Genomic DNA, 17701 nt, shown 5'->3' on the forward strand with positions numbered 1-17701 from the left:
GCGCAGAGGCCGCGCCCTCTCGGCCCGATGGATTGTCAGTGCCGGGTGCGAGACTTGAGGGGTGGTCAGGGAGTGTGCCGTCAGGGCGCCTTTGCGCCTTGCGCGCTTCCAACCGCCCGTCGCAGAAGGGGGATTGGGCCCATGAAGGGTGACCGAGTGGAGATAGTCGTGGACGCCGGGGACACGACACGGACGTACGAGGTGGTGGCGAGCAGGGCGGGCCGCCGGGTGGAGACGGCGGTACGGCGAGGTGTCGTGGAAGTGAGCGAAGTCACGCGAACCGGCGTTGTGGTCCGTACGGCGCGGTTCATGGCGAACAGGGTGCTGGCTCTGGTCGAGCAGCCGGTGCCCCGCGAGGACAGCTCGGAAAACACCGGACACACCGGGCGTCCCCTCCGGGAAGACCCCTAGACCTAGGACCGTTTCTCCACCCAGGGGAGTACTCGTCCTCGCATGGCTCATCCTCCGGGAGGCCCGCCAATCGGTACGAGGGCATGACGCCCGGCACCCTCTCGCGCACCTAGATTTGAGGTCAAGCGGCGGGTGCAGCACTCGTCCCCCGAGGTCAGACACCCGCCGCTGCCAATGACAACTGAGAACGGTCAGGAGAGGGACCATGGCCCACACGGCACCGCGGACACTGATCCGCGAGCAGGGACGCAAGGCGCACGCCGCGTTCCGCCCGCGCCGCACGGGCCGCCGCCACCCCCTGGTGGCAACGGCCATGGCCCTTCCTCTGGCGGTCCTGCTCCTCGTCGTCTTCGACGGCTGGGAGACAGTGGCCACACAGGCGTCGTCCGTGGGCGTGATGCTGGGGCGCTGAGCGGCGACCCCAGGCCCGGAAGAGCGGTCCGGGCGGGGACATCCACCCATAACCCCGTGGGGACGGGGGTGCGGCGGACGGCAAAATGCCGGCGCAGCTGGGGAGCTGCGCCGGCATTGCTTTGCCCGGGGGAGAGGGAGAGAGGACAACTGACGCACGACGTGCGGCCTAGGGGCAACGGGCCCCACCCTCAGCCGCCCGCGCACACGGACCCGGGCACCTCAGCCCGCGCCCCAGCCACTCCCGCACGCGCCCCAGCCACTTCCCAGCGCGCAGACCCACCTCCCCCATACGCACCCACCCACGCACACGACCCTGGCCAACCGCCGCGCACCCCAGCCACCCACAGTCGGACCCGCGCACGGCGCGTGCGGACCTGGCCGACCGGCGCGCGGCCCAGTCCCCCGCAGTCGGCCCTGCGCATGGCGCGTGCGGACCTGGCCAATCGGCGCGCGGCCCAGTCCCCCGCAGTCGGACCCGCGCACGGCGCGTGCGGACCTGGCCGACCGGCGCGCGGCCCAGTCGCCCGCAGTCGGACCTGCGCATGGCGCGTGCGGACCTGGCCGACCGGCGCGCGGCCCAGTCGCCCGCAGTCGGCCCCGCGCATGGCGCGTGCGGACCTGGCACCCCGGACGCGGACCCGGCAACCTCCGACGTGAACCCAGCCACCCCACACGCGGACCGGGCCACCCCTCCACGGACCCAGCCAACTCCACACGCGGCCCCAGCCAACCGCCGCGAGCCCCAGCCACCCCACCCTCCGCCCAGCCGCGGGCAGTCGTGCCGCTGGGGCGGCACGGGTGGGCGCGGGCGGCACCCCGTCAGCGCCGGGCCGCGCGACTCCCCCCGCCCCGGCCACGACGCCGCGAACCCACGAACATGGCCCGGCCTACACCAACACGGCCCGCCCCTCACCGACGCGGCCCCGTAAACACGGCCCGCCCCTCACCGACGCGGCCCCACAAGCACGGCCCGCCCCTCACCGACGCGGCCCCACAAGCACGGCCCGCCCCCCACCGACACGCCCCGCAAACACGCCCCGCCCCCACCGACGTACCCTCCCAACACCCACCCCGCTCCGAGGAACCCCCGTGACCACACCCCTCCTCTCCGACCTGGCCGCCCGGGCCAGGACCGCAGCCCACGCGCACACCGACGCCTGTTCCTGCGGAGCGGTGCTCACCCTCGCCGATCGCGTCGACGCCACGGTCGTCCGGCACGCCGACACCGTCGCCAAGGCCCACGCCCCGGACACCGACCCCACCGAACTCACCGCCCGCCTCACTACGGCCGCCCGCATACCCGACGTCCTGCTCCCCCCACTCACCCCGACGCCCGTCACCTTGCACGGCAGGCTCGTTACCCTCTGGCCGTACGGCACCCCGGTCGACCCCGACACCCCGGACGCCGCCCCCTGGGAAGCCGCCGCCACCCTCCTCGCCCGCCTCCACCGCACCCCACCGTCCGCGCCCCTCCCTCCCATGCGCGGCCCCGCGAAGGCCGCCCACGCCATCGCCCGGCTCCGCGCCGCCGCCCCGCACCCCGCCACCTCGCCCGTACTCCGCGCCTGGGCCACCCTCCCCGCCTGGGCCCGCGACGAGCACCCCCTCCCGGACACCGGCACCCTCTGCCACGGCGACCTCCACCTCGGCCAACTCGTCCGCCACCCCGCCGCCACCGGCCCCTGGCTGCTGATCGACGTCGACGACCTCGGCGTGGGCCCCGCGGCCTGGGACCTCGCCCGCCCGGCCGCCTGGTACGCCTGCGGCCTGCTCCCGCCCGACGAGTGGACCCGTTTCCTCGCCGCCTACCGGGCGGCCGGCGGCCCCGCCGTACCGCCGCACGGCGACCCCTGGCCCGCCCTGGACGTCCCGGCCCGCGCCCTCACCGTCCAGACCGCCGCCCGGGCCGTGACCAAGGCCGTCGCGGCGGACCGGCCCCTGGACGACGTGGAGCGGTCCCTCGTCGACGCCTGTGCCCGAATGGCTTCCGTCCCTGCCCAGTTGCCCCGGAACACCGCGAAGTAGGGTGCAACCGACCGCAGCCGGACAGAGTCTGTCCTGGCGATACGCGAAGCAGGACCGACCGGCGAGGAGTTGAGCCGACCATGCAGTGTCCGAAGTGTCGCGCGCCCATGCACACGTACAACCGCAACGGCGTCCAGATCGAGCAGTGCGCCAACTGCCGAGGAATCTTCCTGGACTACGGCGAACTGGAGGCCCTGACCCGCCTGGAGTCCCAGTGGTCCCAGCCGGGCCCGCCGCCCCCGCCCGCCGCGCAGACGTACCCGGCGGCCCCGCCCGCCCCGGCCTGGGGCGCCCCGCACGGCGGGCACCACGGCGGCCACCACGGCCACCGCCGCCACAAGAGCTTCGGCCACATGCTGTTCTCCAGCTGAGCGAAACGCTGAGCGAAACGCTGAGCGAAACGCTCAGCGACACGCACCCACGACGAAGCCCCCGGCCGTACGAGACGGCCGGGGGCTTCGAAACGCGTGGACGATACTGGGATTGAACCAGTGACCTCTTCCGTGTCAGGGAAGCGCTCTCCCGCTGAGCTAATCGTCCTCGAGACCACGATCGTCACTCCATGGAGCCGATCGCAGGCACTGCGTGCGCGATACTGGGATTGAACCAGTGACCTCTTCCGTGTCAGGGAAGCGCTCTCCCGCTGAGCTAATCGCGCGGGCGGGATCTTCGAGAAGATCCAGGATCCGAAGATCCAGTGGACGATACTGGGATTGAACCAGTGACCTCTTCCGTGTCAGGGAAGCGCTCTCCCGCTGAGCTAATCGTCCTTGGAGGTGGAGACGGGATTTGAACCCGTGTAGACGGCTTTGCAGGCCGTTGCCTCGCCTCTCGGCCACTCCACCAGGAGTGTAGGGGACCGGGAGGATCCCCTCTTCCTTCGAGCGGACGACGAGGCTCGAACTCGCGACCTCAACCTTGGCAAGGTTGCGCTCTACCAACTGAGCTACGTCCGCCTGTCGTTTCGGTTCGCTTGCGCGTCCCGGCGACGTGTTGAACTCTAGCGGATTCCGGGGCCAGCACAAAAACGCGTTTGTGCAGCGTGCTGCGCTGCACCTGGTCACGGACGTGGTCGGACCACCTGAAAGGACATGACAGGGCCACCTGCGGGACACCCGCCATAGACTCGACAGCGTGCTCGATCTCCCTCCTCTCGCCCGCTTCGGCGACCGAGTCGCCACCGGCCTCATCGATGTCACGAGCGACCCCACGGCCCTGGACTCCACCGGTTTCTGGGCCGTCGCCGCCGACTTCGAGGGCCGCCTGACCTGCGCGCGCTTCGCGGACGTCCGAGAGGAACCAGTGCCCGCCCCCGCACCGGGCGGCTGGCGCGGACCGGCCGTCGACGACTGGACGTCGTCCCTCGACCGCGCCGCGTACACGGAGGGAGTGCGCCGGATACGGCAGCACATCGCGGCCGGCGAGGTCTACCAGGCGAACCTCTGCCGCGTCCTGTCCGCGCCCGTCGCCCCGGACGCCGACCCCGACGCCCTCACCGCGCTGCTGGCCCGCGGCAACCCGGCGCCGTACGCCGGAACGATCCGCCTGCCCGGCCACCGGGTGGAGATAGCCAGCGCGTCCCCCGAGCTGTTCCTGCGCCGCGCGGGCCGGATCGTCGAGTCCGGCCCGATCAAGGGCACCGGCCGCACCGAGGCGGACCTGTTGGAGAAGGACTACGCCGAGAACGTCATGATCGTGGACCTGGTCCGCAACGACCTCGGCCGCGTCTGCGCCTCCGGCACGGTGACGGTCCCCGATCTGTGCGCCGTGGAGAAGCACCCGGGGCTGGTCCACCTCGTGTCCACCGTGCGCGGTGAGCTGCGTCCCGACGCCGGCTGGCCGGAGCTGCTCGCCGCCGCCTTCCCGCCCGGCTCGGTCACCGGCGCGCCCAAGTCGAGCGCCCTGCGGATCATCGACGCCCTGGAGACGGCACCCAGGGGGCCGTACTGCGGCGGCATCGGCTGGGTCGACGCCGACCGGGGAGTGGGCGAGCTGGCCGTCGGTATCCGCACCTTCTGGTTCGACCGGGCCGAGGGCGTGCTGCGCTTCGGCACGGGCGCGGGAATCACCTGGGGGTCGGACCCCGAGGGGGAGTGGCGGGAGACCGAACTGAAGGCCGCCCGGCTGCTCGCGGTAGCGTCGGGAGCGTACGAGGTGAGTGGCGAGGAACTGCACGATATGCGAGGTGGGGACCAGTGAAGGTCTGGCTCGACGGCGGGCTCCAGGACATCGAGTCCGCCCGTGTCTCCGTCTTCGACCACGGTCTGACCGTGGGCGACGGCATCTTCGAGACGGTGAAGGCGGTGGACGGCCGTCCGTTCGCGCTGACCCGGCACCTCGACCGGCTGACCCGCTCGGCCCGCGGCCTGGGCCTGCCCGACCCCGACCACGACGAGGCCCGGCGCGCCTGCGCCGCCGTACTGGACGCCAACCCCATGCCGCTGGGCCGGCTGCGCATCACGTACACCGGGGGACACGGCCCGCTCGGCTCCGACCGCGGCGAGCACGGCCCGACCCTGGTCGTCGCCCTCGGCGAGACCCGGCGCCGCCCCGACTCCACCGCCGTGATCACGGTCCCCTGGACCCGCAACGAGCGCGGCGCCCTCACCGGCCTGAAGACCACCTCGTACGCCGAGAACGTCGTCGCCCTGGCCCGCGCCCACGAACACGGCGCCTCCGAGGCGCTGTTCGCCAACACCGTCGGACAGCTCTGCGAGGGCACCGGCTCGAACGTCTTCGTCGTCCTCGACGGCGAGATCCACACCCCGCCGCTCGCCTCCGGCTGCCTCGCGGGCATCACCCGCGCGCTGACGGTCGAGTGGACCGGCGCCAAGGAGACCGACCTGCCGCTGGACGTGCTGGACCGGGCCGACGAGGTCTTTCTGACCTCCACCCTGCGGGACGTCCAGGCCGTCCACCGCGTCGACGAGCGCGAACTGCCGGGCGCCCCCGGCCCGGTGACCGCGAAGGCCATGCGGATCTTCGTGGAGCGGTCGGGCGACGACCTCGACCCGTAAAACGCCCAGGATATTGGGCAGACCTGGCGGTCCGGACCGGGTAGAAACACCCCTGATGACCACCACCCTGCGGCCGACCGAGCCGCTTCAGCGCGCGGCCGACGGGACGCGCTCCCGCCACTACCAGGTGTGCGTGAACAGCCGTCCCGTCGGCGCGATACACCTCGGCACGTCACCCGCCTTCGGCGACTCGGTGGCGCGGATCGTCGACCTGCGCATCGAAGAGCCGGACCGCCGGCGCGGCCGTGGCACGGTCGCGGCGCTCGCCGCGGAGGAGGTGGCACGCGGCTGGGGCTGTCGGCAGATCGAGGCGGCCGTGCCCGGCGACGCCGAGGCGGCGCTCCGCCTCATGACGGCGCTCGGTTACGTCCTGCGCAACCGCGGCATGGAGAAGCACCTCGGCGACACCCCGCCCGAACTGCCCGCCGGCAGCCGGGCGCGGCCCATGACCGAGGCCGAGTTCGCCGCATGGCTCGAGCACGAGTCGGAGCGGTACGCGCGCACCTGGATCGAACGGGGCGTGCCCGAGGCCGAGGCGTTCGCCAAGGCGCGAAGGGACCACGAGCAGCTCCTGCCGGACGGCTTGGGCACCGTCGAGATGCTGTTCAGCGTCCTGGAACAGGACGGGACGCGGGTGGGCACCCTGTGGGTGGCGCTGCAGGAGGACAAGGCGTACGTCTTCGACGTCGAGACCGAGGCGGACCACCGAGGTCGCGGACACGGCCGGACGCTCATGCTGCTGGCCGAGCGTCAGACGATCGAGGCGGGCCGACGCGTCCTCGGCCTCAACGTGTTCGCGGGGAACACCCCGGCGGAGCGGCTCTACGAGTCACTCGGCTACACGACGACGCGTCACACCCTCTACAAGGACCTGCTCTGAAGGCCCAGGACGTCACTCCTGCTCGGCCAGCAGCCGGTCGGCGATCTCCTCGATGCGCTCGCGCAGCCCCTCCTGGCTCTTGCCGCCGTCCAGCCGCTCGCCGCCGATGACGTACGTCGGCGTGCCCGTCACGCCGATCGCCTTGCCCTCGGCCTGGTCGGCGTCCACGATCAGGATGTGCCGGCCGTCGATCAGCGCGGTGTCGAACTCCTCGGCGTCCAGGCCGAGTTCCCGGGCCACCTCGACCAGGAAGGGCTCTCCCTTACGGTCCAGCTCCTCGACCCGGGCCAGCACAGCCTCGACATACGGCCACCCCTGCCCCTGCTCGGCGGCCTCCTCGGCGGCCTGCGCGGCGGCGAAGGCGTGCTTGTGCTTCTCCAGCGGGAAGTGCCGCAGCCGCAGTTCGAGCCGGTCGCCGTAACGGGCACGCAGGGCACGGAGGTCGTCCAGGGCGCTGCGGCAGTCCGGGCACTGGAGTTCGCACCAGACGTCGAGGACGGGCGCGGGTCGGGCGGCGGAGGAGTGGTTCATGGGCCCAGTCTCCCAGCACCGGCCCGGCGGACCCAATCGGCACCGACACCCGCCCTCGGGGCATACGCCCCCACCGGCACCTGCGGAGGAGCCGACCCGGAGATGTCCCTGATGTCCGGGCGGGGCATGGCCTGTCGGGGTTCGGGGGGTGCAGGATGGAAGAGGCGACGCGCCCCGCCCGCCTGAGCCTGCCTGGAGGACCGGATGATTGCCGAGACCGTGTGTTCCGCCGTTGCCGCGGCCGGCCTGGGCATCGCTGCGGTGACGGCGTTCCGCAAGCGTTTCCTCACGGCCACCCGTATCGCGGCCTATGCGCTGGTCCCCCTCGGCCTGGTGATGACCGGTGTCGTGCAGTGGGCCGCGGACACCGCCTTCAGCCCGGTGGCCTGGGCGGGCTTCGGCGTGCTCGGTGGCGCCTGGCTGCTGTTCGCCGGCACGCGGGCGGTGGAGCGGCGACGCGGCCGCAAGGGGAGCGCGGTGGGTGCGGCGGCCCGGCAGGACCCGGTGGCCCCGCAGGCCTCGGCGCCCTCCCTCGGCCCGGCGTCCCGCCCGGCCGCCAAGCCCCGGACCAAGCCCCAGGCAGCGTCCCGCTCGGATGCCACGGACGACTTCAGCGACATCGAGGCCATCCTCAAGAAGCACGGGATATGACGTCCGCATGGCGGACTGAAACGACCCAACTCCCCGGATGATCGGAAGCTGTCCGGCTCGCGCCACAGACGTGCAGGTGATCACGGAATTCGGCGAACTCCCGCATCTTCGAGCGTCTTGATCGCGCCAGGGGTGCTCCCTGCGCCATCATCGCCGCGAGATGCTGGACACGACACAGAGCGATGCCGCGCAGCCGAAGGACGAGCCGCGCGGGTGCCTCTTCGCCCTTTCCCAGCCACCGCTGATGATCTTCCTTGCGGTGATCGGGTGTCTGCTGCTCATGGCTGCGTTGCACGATCTGTTCCTGCTGTGAGCCGTACGCGCGGTCCCCGGCGCCACCCGCCGGGAACCGCGTCGGCATCGACGTCCCGCCGATCAGCCCAGGGGCGTGGTGTCCGGCGTCAGCCCGTCGCCTCCTTGCGGCGCGCCCGGTAGGCGGCCACGTGCAGACGGTTTCCGCAGGTGCGGCTGTCGCAGTAACGCCGCGAGCGGTTGCGGGAGAGGTCGACGAAGGCGCGGCGGCAGTCGGGTGCCTCGCAGCGCCGCAGTCGCTCACGCTCGCCGGCGACCACGAAGAAGGCCAGCGCCATCCCGCAGTCGGCGGCCAGGTGGTCGGCGATGGAGGCGCCGGGCGCGAAGTAGTGCACGTGCCAGTCGTAGCCGTCGTGGTCCGTGAGGCGGGGCGTGGTGCCGGCGGCGGCGACCAGCTCGTTGATCATCCCTGCTGCCGTGCGGACGTCGGGAGCCGCGAAGATCCCGGCGAACCGGCCGCGCACCTTGAGCACCGCCGAGAGGTCGAACTCCGAGAGCACTCCGACATCGCTGATGGCGTGCGTTCGTACGAAATCCGCGAGAGCCGCGACGTCCGGCAGCCCGTCCGGTGTCGTCTCGTCCTCCGGTGCGGTGTTCACCAGATCGACCACGGTGTCGAGCGCGCACCGGGTGTCGTGGGTGATCAGCACGTTTCGCTCCCTGGCCTGGGGGTCGGGCGGGCGCCCGCCGATGCTGGCCGATGGTAATGGCTCCCGCCGCCGTACCATCGCCTCCGGCCGCACCCGGCCCACGCCTGCCCGTAGAACGCGACGGGGCGTGCCGCGGTTCCCGGCGGCCGCAGAGAGGCTTCTGAACCGGCACACGCATACCGGCGCCGCCTCCGCGTGAGTGCGCGGTGGCGGCGCCGGTGTGTGCCGTATGCGGTTGTCCTGGGCGCCTCGGGACCTGTCCGGAGGACCCTGCCGGAGACAGGCCTGGCGCACTTCACGTCGGACGATCAGTGCCGTCGCCTGTCTCCGGCCTGATCCGCCGGGCAGGCCCGGGCCGTCTCCCCGAGTGGACGGCCGGGCAGCTTGGTGTGGTCTCGCCCTAGCTTTCCGCCAAGATGTGCGAGAGCTCCTGGTCAAGGTCGAAATGCCGGTGCTCCGTGCCCGGCGGCACGGCGGCGTCGGTTCGCTTCAGGAACGACTCCAGGGCCCGCGCCGGGGCCTCCAGCAGCGCCTCCCCCTCGGGAGAGCTCAGGGCGATGCAGACGACGCCCTGACCATGGCTGCGCGACGGCCAGACACGGACGTCGCCGGTTCCTGTGGGCCGGTGAAGCCCCTCGGCGAGGAGGTCGCGGGCGAACACCCACTCGACGGTCTCCTCGGCTCCGGTGTGGAAGGTGGCGTGCACGGCGTAGGGGTCGGCCGTGTCGTACCGCAGGCCTGCGGGGACAGGCAGGGAGGACTCGCTCGACACAACGAGGCGCAGGTGCAGCTCGCAGCTGACCGTGGTGTTCATAAGCGCCAGGGCCTTTCGCTCAGTGTGCGCTCGGGGATTCGCACGTCGGCGAAATCGACATGCCACCTACGGTGCCGTTGTAAACCCCTCTGAGGGTTTTGCGTGTCTTTACGTAACTCTTCCGGCCGAGAACCTGTTCGTCCGATGCGCCCATTCCGGTGACTGGAATCATTCAGGTAGGGTTTGGCCGTATGAATACGGGGAGTAGCAAGCCTGGCGAGGTTGCCATGGCTGCGGACGAGACGGGGACCGACGCGGTGCAGGGCGAGCGGGAGCTCGGGTCGAGGGCGCCGGAATTCATCAAGGCGCGTCGCCTGCTCCACGTCAGCTGGCAGGTGGGCGTCTTCCTCGTCGGACTCGGGGTGGTGATCACCGGCATCATCCTGCTGCCGTTGCCCGGCCCGGGCTGGGTGATCATCTTCGGCGGCATGGCGATCTGGGCGACCGAGTTCGTCTGGGCCCAGCTGGTGCTGCGCTGGACCAAGCGCAAGGTCACCGAGGCGGCGCAGCGCGCCCTCGACCCCAAGGTGCGCCGACGCAACATCATCCTGACGGTGATCGGCTGTGTGATCGCGGCCGCGATCGTCGGTTTCTACGTCTGGAAGTTCGGCCTTGTGATGCCGTGGAAGATCAAGGACCAGTGATCCGCGGCGGGGTGCGGGGCGGGCCAACCGTGGTCACCCGCACCCCCTGACATGGGGTAATGTTCTTCCTGCGTCCGGGCGATTAGCTCAGTGGGAGAGCGCTTCGTTCACACCGAAGAGGTCACTGGTTCGAACCCAGTATCGCCCACCCGGAGACGCGGCCCATCTGCGAGACAGCAGGTGGGCCGTTGTCGTGCCCGCCGCCTCCGGGCGCCGTCGTCACTGTGGGTCGCTGCCGCGCCCGCTGACCGGCCGGTAGCCGTCGTCACTGTGGGTCGCTGCCGCGCCCGCTGACCGGCCGTTTGCCGCCGTCACTGTGGGTCGCTGCCGCGCCCCGCTGACCGGCAGGTAGCCGTCCTCACTGTGGGTCGCCGCCGCGCCCCGCTGACCGGCGGGCTGCCCTCGCGTCGTCCGACCGCACCGCCCCCCGGCGATTTTCGGCCGGGCGGGACCTCGGTACGACAGCCCGCCCCGCGTTCGGCCTGACGGCCGTGCCCCGCCCACCTGCGGCATCGCCCCGCCTCTCCGGCCGCCCGGCTTCCGCACCCCGCCCGGCCCCCGGTCGTGCGCGCAAGAAATTCCTGTCCGAATCATTGACGCACCCCCGGCCCCTTCGTACCTTGTGCCAGCAAGCGCTTACTTGAAACGATTCACGAACGGTCGGGGAGGGCCCTGCGATGCATGGCGGCGGGAACATGGAGCGGCGGACGGTACTCAAGGCGGCCGGTGCGTCGCTGGCCGCGCTGGGGCTGACGGCAGCCGGCTGCGGAGGCGGCAACGGCGGCGCCGGCGACGGGACGGTCACGATCCGTTACGCCTGGTGGGGTGCGGAGGAGCGGACCAAGCGAATCAACAAGAGCATCGCCCTCTTCGAGAAGAAGTACCCGAAGATCAAGGTGGAGACGGACTTCCAGGATTACGTCGCCTTTTGGGAGAAGTTCCAGACCCAGGCGGCCGGTGGAAATCCGCCGGACGTTTTCCAGAACTCCGTCGCGTTTCTTCGGAAGTACGACAAGAGGGGCGTGCTCCTCGACCTCAAGTCCCAGGTGGACGCCGGAAATCTGAGCATGGAGAACTTCCGGGCCGGTGTCGAGAAGGTCGGCGAGGTGGACGGAAAGCTGCTCGGCGTTCCGGTCGGATCCAACACGATGTCACTTGTCATTGACGAGAAGGTCTTTGAGAAGGCCGGCATCAAGGCCGAGCAGGGCTGGACCTGGGACGAGTACTTCGCCGCCCTGGAGAAGATCCGCAACACCCAGAAGGTCGCGGGCGACACCGGCTACTTCGGGATCATGTACCTGTACGACCTCTATCTGCGGCAGAACGGCAAGGCGTTCTTCACGGAGGACGGACTCGGCTTCGACGAGGCCGATCTGACCGAGTGGTGGACGGACGGGTTCAACCGCGTGAAGGCAGGTGCCGTCACCGACCCGAAGAAGGTCGAGCAGAACAAGCCCAAGTCGTCACTGGCCGCCGGTGACGGCGCCTCCGAGTTCACCTGGGACAACTTCACCGTCCGCTACACCACGGAGGGCGACAGCACCTACGGGCTCGCCCCGATCCCCACCACCGACGGCAAGGAGACCGGCCAGTACCTCTCGTCGCTGATGCTGAGCGCTTCCGCGCGGACCAAGCACCCCAAGGAGGTCGCGCAGTTCATCGACTTCATGGTGCACGACCCCGAGGTCGGCAAGATCATGGGCTACGACCGCGGAATCCTGGCCACCACCGAGCAGTTCGAGGCCTACCAGCCGACCGACGCCCCGCAGAAGGCGATCGCCCAGTACGAGAAGGACGTCGCCGAGGCGGGCGTGCTCGGTCCCATCACCCCGCACCCGGCCGGCGCCGACACCGTCGAGGCCGCCTTCCTGCGCATCGCGGGCGACATGGCCCAGGGCAAGACCAAGGTCTCCGACGCGGTGAAGCAGTTCTTCTCCGAGGCCGAGACCGCCCTCGCCGCCTGATGGGAACCGCAGTGACGACGCTCGTCAAGGACTCCCCTCCGCAGGCGCCTGAGCAGCGCCCCGCCACCCCCGCCGACGCCAGGCGGCGGGGCCGCCGGGAGAGTCTCGTCGGCTACCTCTTCATGTCCCCGTGGATCGCCGGATTTCTGCTGCTGACCGCGGGCCGATGGTCGCCTCGCTGTATTTCGCGTTCACGGACTACAACCTCTTCACGTCTCCCAAGTGGGTCGGCCTCGACAACTTCACCAAGATGTTCGAGGACCCCCGCTGGCAGAAATCGGTGGAGGTGACGGCCAAGTACGTCGTCGTCGGCACCCCGCTGAAACTGCTGCTGGCGCTGGGTGTCGCGCTGCTGCTCGCGCAGAGCCGGCGCGGACAGGGTTTCTACCGTGCCGCGTTCTACGCGCCCTCGCTGATCGGCGCGAGCGTCTCGGTCGGCTTCGTGTGGCGCGCGCTCTTCTCCGACGACGCCATCGTGGACCGGACCCAGTCGTTGTTCGGCATGGACGTCGGTGGCTGGGTCGGTGACGCGGACTGGATCCTCTACTGCCTGGTCGCGCTCACCGTCTGGCAGTTCGGCGCGCCCATGGTCATCTTCCTCGCCGGACTCAAGCAGGTGCCGCGCGAACTCTACGAGGCCGCCGAGGTGGACGGGGCCGGACCGCTGAGGCGGTTCTGGAGCATCACGCTCCCGATGATCTCCCCGGTGCTGTTCTTCAACGTGCTGCTGGAGACCATCCACTCCTTCCAGATCTTCGGCTCGGCGTACGTCGTCTCCAACGCCACCTGCGGACCGGCGGACGCCACGCTGGTCTACACCTGTTACCTGTACCAGAAGGGCTTCAAGGAGGCCCAGATGGGCTTCGCCTCCGCGATGGCCTGGATGCTGCTGCTCGCCGTGGCGTTGGTGACGGCGGTCCTCTTCTGGTCCCAGAAGCGGTGGGTGCACTACGAGGAGGCCGCCCGATGAGCACGACCACCACCAGACCCGTCTTCTTCGGTCGCAAACGCACCGGCTCCCTCGTCTGGCATCTCGGCGCCCTGCTCGTCCTCGCGGTCGTGCTCTATCCGGTCGTCTGGGTCATCGGTGCCTCCTTCAAGCCCAGCCGGGAGATCATCGCCAGCCTGGACCTGTTCCCGACGAGCCCCATCCTCGACAACTTCAGGGGGCTCGCCGACGGCATCGCCGACATCTCCATCGCGACCTTCTTCCAGAACTCCCTCCTCTACGCCCTCGGCTCGGTCGCGGGCATCCTGATCTCCTGCTCGCTGACCGCCTACGCCTTCGCCCGGATCAGGTTCGCCGGGCGGAACCTGATGTTCTCCCTGATGATCGGCACCCTGCTGCTGCCGTATCACGTGCTGCTGATCCCGCAGTACGTGATGTTCCAGAAGATGGAGCTGATCAACACCTATGTGCCGCTGCTGATCGGCAAGTTCCTGGCCACCGAGGCGTTCTTCGTCTTCCTGATGGTGCAGTTCATGCGGAACCTGCCGAAGGAACTGGACGAGGCCGCCCGCATCGACGGGTGCGGGCATCTGCGGATCTACTGGTCGATCGTGCTGCCGCTGTGCCGGCCCACCCTCATCACCAGCGCGATCTTCACCTTCATCAACGCCTGGAACGACTTCATGGGCCCGCTGATCTACCTCAACGAGCCCGGCAAGTACACCGTCTCCCTCGGCATGATGATGTTCCGCGACCAGGAGGGCGTCGCCAACTACGGCGGCATGATCGCGATGTCGCTGGTCGCCCTGCTCCCGGTCCTCCTGTTCTTCCTCGCCTTCCAGCGCTACCTCATCGACGGCATGGCGACCTCGGGTCTGAAGGGTTGATACGGCCATGGCCTCAGCGCGTGTGAAGGCCCGCGGGGAGTCCGTCCTCGCGGAGCGGTTCGCGGTGTTCGCCGAGTGTCTGCTCACCGGCGTCTGGATTGCCGTCGCTTCGCTCGGCGTCGTCACCTACCCGGCCGCCTTCGCCGCGGGCGCCCGGCACCTGCGCCGCCGTACTGCTCATGAGGGCGGTGGCGGGCGGGAGTTCGTCGCCGACTTCCGGGCGGCCGTGCGGCGCGGGTGGCTCGTCGGGGTTGCCGGGTGGGGCGCGGCGGTCGCGGTCTGGGTGGACGTACAGGCCGCGCGCGCCGGGATTCCCGGCGGGCCGTTCGTCGGCACCGTCGGGCTGTGTGCGCTGATCGGGGTCGCCGTCGCCGGGTTGCGGGCGGCGGCGGCCTGGGCGCCGGGGGCCTCCTGGCGGGCGCTGCTCGCCGTCGCCGGTCGGCGCACCCTGCGCGATCCCGCCGGGTCCTTCCTGCTCGTCGGCGGTCTGGCCGTCGTCGGGTGTTCCGGCTGGTTCGTCCCGCCGCTGGCGGTGCCCGTGCTGGGTGCCGTCGCGGCGGCCGCCGTCGCCGTGGAGGAGCGGCACCGGCAGCGCTGAGCGGCGGTGCATCGGGTCCGGCGCCTCGGCGCCGTACCCCTCTCTGTCATGCCCCTGACCATCCGAACAGCTACCAGCACGGAAAGGAAAGGCCATGTCCCCCATCCCCCGCAGGTCCCTCCTCAAGGCGGCCGCCGTCGCCGGAGCCGCCGCGCAGTTCAGCTGGGCGCTCGGATCGACCGCGCAGGCCGCACCGGCCGCGCCGAGAGCGGACGACCCCGTGTCCCTGAACTGGCTGGAGGACGGCGGCCTGGGCGCCGCCCCCGGCTCCACCGTCGGCGTCCCCTGGCCCAAGGGCGTGCACCAGGAGGACCAGACCTTCGCGCTCACGGACGAGAGCGGCACGGCCGTGCCCGTGCAGTCCTGGCCGCTCGCCTACTGGCCGGACGGCTCCCTCAAGTGGACCGCGCACGCCGTCGGTTCCGTCGGCTCCGGCAGGCTCACCCTGACCCCCGGCGCGGATCCCGCCGCGCCCGCCCACAAGGTCACCGTCGACAGCAGGGGCGGCACCATCGACATATCGACCGGCGTCATCACCGCGAAGATCGGCAAGTCGGGCTCCACCCTCGTCAAGTCGGTCACCCGTGGCTCGACGGAGATCGCCAGGAACGGCCGGCTCGTCCTGCTCCGCCAGCCCGAGGTCGAGGACGACGACCAGGGCACCGTGAAGTACGAGCGCTTCGAGAGCGCCATCGCCGAGGTCACCGTCGAGCAGGACGGACCCGTCCGCGCGGTCGTCCGCATCGACGGCAAGCACCGCAAGGGCGGCCGCAGCCGGCTGCCGTTCTCCATCCGGCTGTACTTCTACGCAGGCGCCGACTCCTTCCGCATGGTGCACACCATCACGTACGACGGCAAGCAGGAGCCGGGCAAGGCCGGCGGCGACTTCATCCGCGGCATCGGCGTCCGCTTCACCGTGCCGATGCGCGACGCCGCCTACGACCGGCACATCCGCATCGGCGGCGAGGGCACCGGCATGCTCCGCGAGGCCGTCAAGGGCATCACCGGGCTGCGCCGCGACCCGGGGGCGGCCGTGCAGGCGGCGCAGTTCGCGGGGGAGAAGCTGCCCGACCCGTCCACCTGGGACCAGCGGGTGACCACCCGCCTGCAGTACATCCCCGAGTGGGGCGACTACACGCTCTCCCAGCTCTCCGCCGACGGCTTCACCCTGCGCAAGCGCACCAAGAAGGGGTACGGCTGGATCGGCGCCGGCGGTGGTCGGCGCGCCTCCGGGTTCGGTTACGTCGGTGGCGTCAGCGGCGGACTCTCCTTCGGTCTGCGGGACTTCTGGGAGAAGTTCCCCGCCCAGCTCGACATCCGCGACGCCCACACCGACGAGGCCGAGGTCACCCTGTGGCTCTGGTCGCCCGAGGCACAGCCGATGGACCTGCGCTTCTACCACGACGGCATGGGCCAGGACACCTACCCCGAACAGCTCGAAGGCCTCAACATCACCTACGAGGACTACGAGCCCGGCTTCGGCACCCCCTACGGGATCGCCCGTACCTCCGAACTGCTCTTCTGGGCCAACGAGTCGACACCCGGCGCCGAGCAGCTCGCCGAGCAGATCCAGGCCGTCCGCGTGCTGCCCCAGCTCGCCGCCCCGCCCAAGCAGCTCATCACGGCGCAGGTCTTCGGCCCCGGCCTGTACTCCGAGCCCGACCGCTCCACGCCCGCCAAGGCGAAGATCGAGGACCACTTGGACTTCCTCTTCACCTACTACAAGGACCAGGTGGAGATGCGCCGTTGGTACGGCTTCTGGGACTACGGCGACATCATGCACTCGTACGACACGGCCCGGCACCAGTGGCGGTACGACGTCGGCGGCTACGCCTGGGACAACTCCGAGCTCTCGCCCGACCTGTGGCTCTGGTACGCGTATCTCAGAAGCGGCCGCGCCGACATCTTCCGCTTCGCCGAGGCGATGACCCGGCACACCGGCGAGGTCGACGTCTACCACCTCGGCCAGTGGGCCGGCCTCGGCACCCGGCACGGCGTGCAGCACTACGCCGACAGCGCCAAGCAGCAACGCATCGCCAACACCACCTACCGGCGCTACTACTACTTCCTCACCGCCGACGAACGCGTCGGCGACCTCATGCACGCCAACGTCGACTCCGACGAGACCTTCCTCGTCCTCGACCCCATCCGCAAGATCCGCACCGAGCCGTACACACCCGACCGGAACGCCCTGTCGATCGGCTTCGGCACCGACTGGAGCGGGCTGGTCTCGGCCTGGCTGACCGAGTGGGAGCGCAAGGGCCCCAAGTGGGAGAAGGCCAAGGCGCGCGTGCTGTCGACCATGGAGACGATCGCCGCCCAGCCCAACGGGTTCGTCCAGGGCAGCGGGCTGTACGACCTGGACACCGGCCGCTTCGCGATCGCCGACAAGCCGGTCGTCGGCGTCTCGCACCTGTCCGCCGTCTTCGGCCTCAACGAACTGTGCGCCGAGCTGATCGACCTGGTCGACATGCCGAAGTTCAAGGAGGCGTACCTCGACTACTGCCGCTACTTCAACGCCACCAAGACCGAACAGGCGGCACGCTACGGCGTCAACTTCGGCAGCCTGCTGCTGTTCCAGGGGCACTCGCGGCTGGACGCCTACGCCGCCGTCCAGACCGGCGACGAGAAGCTCGCCACGCGCGCGTGGAGCAAGTTCTACGACTCCGACGGCTACAAGGAGTCCTCGCCCTGGAAGACGGAGAAGCTGAGCGGCCCGGTCACGCTGGTGCCGGGCAGCGAGGCCGCGTGGGTGTCGACGAACGACACCGCCCTCTACGGGCTCGCCGCGATCGAGAACCTGGCACTGCTCGGTGACAGGATGCCCTCGTAGTCAGGCGTGGGAAGAGCGCCGCCGCACGGGCGGCGGCGCTCCTTGTGGAGTGTGGTCCAGGCCATGTCGTACGCCCATGAGTACGCGTACTCAGAACGTACTCAGATCCGGCACGAGAATG

Annotated in this window: 17 protein-coding genes, 6 tRNA genes and 1 pseudogene; 16 read left to right on the forward strand and 8 right to left on the reverse strand. The window is 70.5% G+C overall.

All coding sequences use genetic code 11. From position 1 onward, the window contains the following. Window positions 1-141 precede the first annotated feature (141 nt). From I2W78_RS33675 to I2W78_RS33690, 4 genes are all read left to right on the forward strand, one after another. The gene (locus I2W78_RS33675; RefSeq protein WP_196464026.1) at window positions 142-411 is read left to right on the forward strand and encodes a hypothetical protein; all 270 of its coding nucleotides are present in this window, start codon (window positions 142-144) and stop codon (window positions 409-411) included. A 205-nt stretch (window positions 412-616) separates the two neighbouring features. Further along, on the forward strand, window positions 617-823 hold the full coding sequence (locus I2W78_RS33680; RefSeq protein ID WP_196464027.1) for a hypothetical protein: 207 nt from the start codon (window positions 617-619) through the stop codon (window positions 821-823). A gap of 1091 nt (window positions 824-1914) precedes the next feature. Next, on the forward strand, window positions 1915-2850 hold the full coding sequence (locus I2W78_RS33685) for a phosphotransferase family protein (RefSeq protein WP_196464028.1): 936 nt from the start codon (window positions 1915-1917) through the stop codon (window positions 2848-2850). An 80-nt stretch (window positions 2851-2930) separates the two neighbouring features. Further along, window positions 2931-3221: a TFIIB-type zinc ribbon-containing protein gene (locus tag I2W78_RS33690; protein WP_196464029.1), complete on the forward strand. Its 291-nt coding sequence runs from the start codon at window positions 2931-2933 to the stop codon at window positions 3219-3221. A gap of 97 nt (window positions 3222-3318) precedes the next feature. Here the strand turns inward: I2W78_RS33690 and I2W78_RS33695 are convergent. The 5 genes from I2W78_RS33695 to I2W78_RS33715 form a co-directional block, all read right to left on the reverse strand. After that, window positions 3319-3390 (reverse strand) — tRNA-Val (locus tag I2W78_RS33695). A 46-nt stretch (window positions 3391-3436) separates the two neighbouring features. Beyond that, a tRNA-Val gene (locus I2W78_RS33700) sits at window positions 3437-3508 on the reverse strand. 40 nt (window positions 3509-3548) lie between these two features. Then, window positions 3549-3620: transfer RNA gene (locus I2W78_RS33705), tRNA-Val, on the reverse strand. A 1-nt stretch (window position 3621) separates the two neighbouring features. After that, a tRNA-Cys gene (locus I2W78_RS33710) sits at window positions 3622-3695 on the reverse strand. Between the two features lie 38 nt (window positions 3696-3733). Beyond that, a tRNA-Gly gene (locus tag I2W78_RS33715) sits at window positions 3734-3806 on the reverse strand. 178 nt (window positions 3807-3984) lie between these two features. Here I2W78_RS33715 and I2W78_RS33720 point away from each other — a divergent pair. The 3 genes from I2W78_RS33720 to I2W78_RS33730 are packed head-to-tail and all read left to right on the forward strand — an operon-like array spanning window position 3985 to window position 6747. Then, entirely contained in the window at window positions 3985-5049 is a 1065-nt protein-coding gene (locus tag I2W78_RS33720; RefSeq protein WP_196464030.1) for a chorismate-binding protein, read from the forward strand. Continuing rightward, window positions 5046-5867, forward strand: a complete 822-nt coding sequence (locus I2W78_RS33725; protein WP_196464031.1) for an aminotransferase class IV — start codon at window positions 5046-5048, stop codon at window positions 5865-5867. The genes I2W78_RS33720 and I2W78_RS33725 overlap by 4 nt, the downstream gene beginning before the upstream one ends. A gap of 55 nt (window positions 5868-5922) precedes the next feature. Continuing rightward, window positions 5923-6747, forward strand: coding sequence for a GNAT family N-acetyltransferase (locus tag I2W78_RS33730; RefSeq protein WP_196464032.1), 825 nt, complete (start codon window positions 5923-5925; stop codon window positions 6745-6747). A gap of 12 nt (window positions 6748-6759) precedes the next feature. Here I2W78_RS33730 and I2W78_RS33735 read toward each other — a convergent pair whose 3' ends face one another. Continuing rightward, window positions 6760-7278 (reverse strand): DsbA family protein, encoded by a 519-nt coding sequence (locus I2W78_RS33735; protein ID WP_196464033.1) that lies wholly within the window; start codon window positions 7276-7278, stop codon window positions 6760-6762. Between the two features lie 204 nt (window positions 7279-7482). Between I2W78_RS33735 and I2W78_RS33740 the strand changes: the two genes are divergently transcribed. Both I2W78_RS33740 and I2W78_RS33745 read left to right on the forward strand, forming a co-directional pair. Beyond that, window positions 7483-7929: a hypothetical protein gene (locus I2W78_RS33740; protein ID WP_196464034.1), complete on the forward strand. Its 447-nt coding sequence runs from the start codon at window positions 7483-7485 to the stop codon at window positions 7927-7929. A gap of 160 nt (window positions 7930-8089) precedes the next feature. After that, window positions 8090-8242 (forward strand): hypothetical protein, encoded by a 153-nt coding sequence (locus tag I2W78_RS33745; protein WP_196464035.1) that lies wholly within the window; start codon window positions 8090-8092, stop codon window positions 8240-8242. Window positions 8243-8330: 88 nt separating this feature from the next. On the opposite strand, the gene I2W78_RS33750 is transcribed toward I2W78_RS33745, so the two are convergent. Both I2W78_RS33750 and I2W78_RS33755 read right to left on the reverse strand, forming a co-directional pair. Next, entirely contained in the window at window positions 8331-8891 is a 561-nt protein-coding gene (locus I2W78_RS33750) for a CGNR zinc finger domain-containing protein (RefSeq protein WP_196464036.1), read from the reverse strand. Window positions 8892-9291: 400 nt separating this feature from the next. Beyond that, entirely contained in the window at window positions 9292-9705 is a 414-nt protein-coding gene (locus I2W78_RS33755) for an SsgA family sporulation/cell division regulator (protein WP_004002642.1), read from the reverse strand. A 191-nt stretch (window positions 9706-9896) separates the two neighbouring features. Here I2W78_RS33755 and I2W78_RS33760 point away from each other — a divergent pair, with 191 nt between their 5' ends. The 7 genes and pseudogenes from I2W78_RS33760 to I2W78_RS33790 all read left to right on the forward strand — a co-directional run bounded on the left by I2W78_RS33760 (window position 9897) and on the right by I2W78_RS33790 (window position 17580). Next, window positions 9897-10349: a TIGR02611 family protein gene (locus I2W78_RS33760; protein ID WP_196464037.1), complete on the forward strand. Its 453-nt coding sequence runs from the start codon at window positions 9897-9899 to the stop codon at window positions 10347-10349. A 76-nt stretch (window positions 10350-10425) separates the two neighbouring features. Continuing rightward, window positions 10426-10497 (forward strand) — tRNA-Val (locus I2W78_RS33765). Window positions 10498-11026: 529 nt separating this feature from the next. Beyond that, window positions 11027-12313 (forward strand): extracellular solute-binding protein, encoded by a 1287-nt coding sequence (locus tag I2W78_RS33770; RefSeq protein ID WP_196464038.1) that lies wholly within the window; start codon window positions 11027-11029, stop codon window positions 12311-12313. Beyond that, window positions 12313-13283 (forward strand): annotated as a pseudogene (locus tag I2W78_RS33775) (carbohydrate ABC transporter permease). The gene I2W78_RS33770 and the pseudogene I2W78_RS33775 overlap by 1 nt, the downstream one beginning before the upstream one ends. Further along, window positions 13280-14149 (forward strand): carbohydrate ABC transporter permease, encoded by an 870-nt coding sequence (locus I2W78_RS33780; RefSeq protein WP_196464039.1) that lies wholly within the window; start codon window positions 13280-13282, stop codon window positions 14147-14149. The pseudogene I2W78_RS33775 and the gene I2W78_RS33780 overlap by 4 nt, the downstream one beginning before the upstream one ends. A gap of 7 nt (window positions 14150-14156) precedes the next feature. Further along, window positions 14157-14747 (forward strand): hypothetical protein, encoded by a 591-nt coding sequence (locus I2W78_RS33785; RefSeq protein WP_196464040.1) that lies wholly within the window; start codon window positions 14157-14159, stop codon window positions 14745-14747. 94 nt (window positions 14748-14841) lie between these two features. Next, complete coding sequence (locus I2W78_RS33790) at window positions 14842-17580, forward strand: exo-rhamnogalacturonan lyase family protein (protein WP_196464041.1); 2739 nt, start codon at window positions 14842-14844, stop codon at window positions 17578-17580. The last annotated feature ends 121 nt before the right edge of the window (window positions 17581-17701 follow it).

The sequence above is a fragment of the Streptomyces spinoverrucosus genome (genome assembly GCF_015712165.1).
GTDB classification, from domain to species: domain Bacteria; phylum Actinomycetota; class Actinomycetes; order Streptomycetales; family Streptomycetaceae; genus Streptomyces; species Streptomyces spinoverrucosus_A.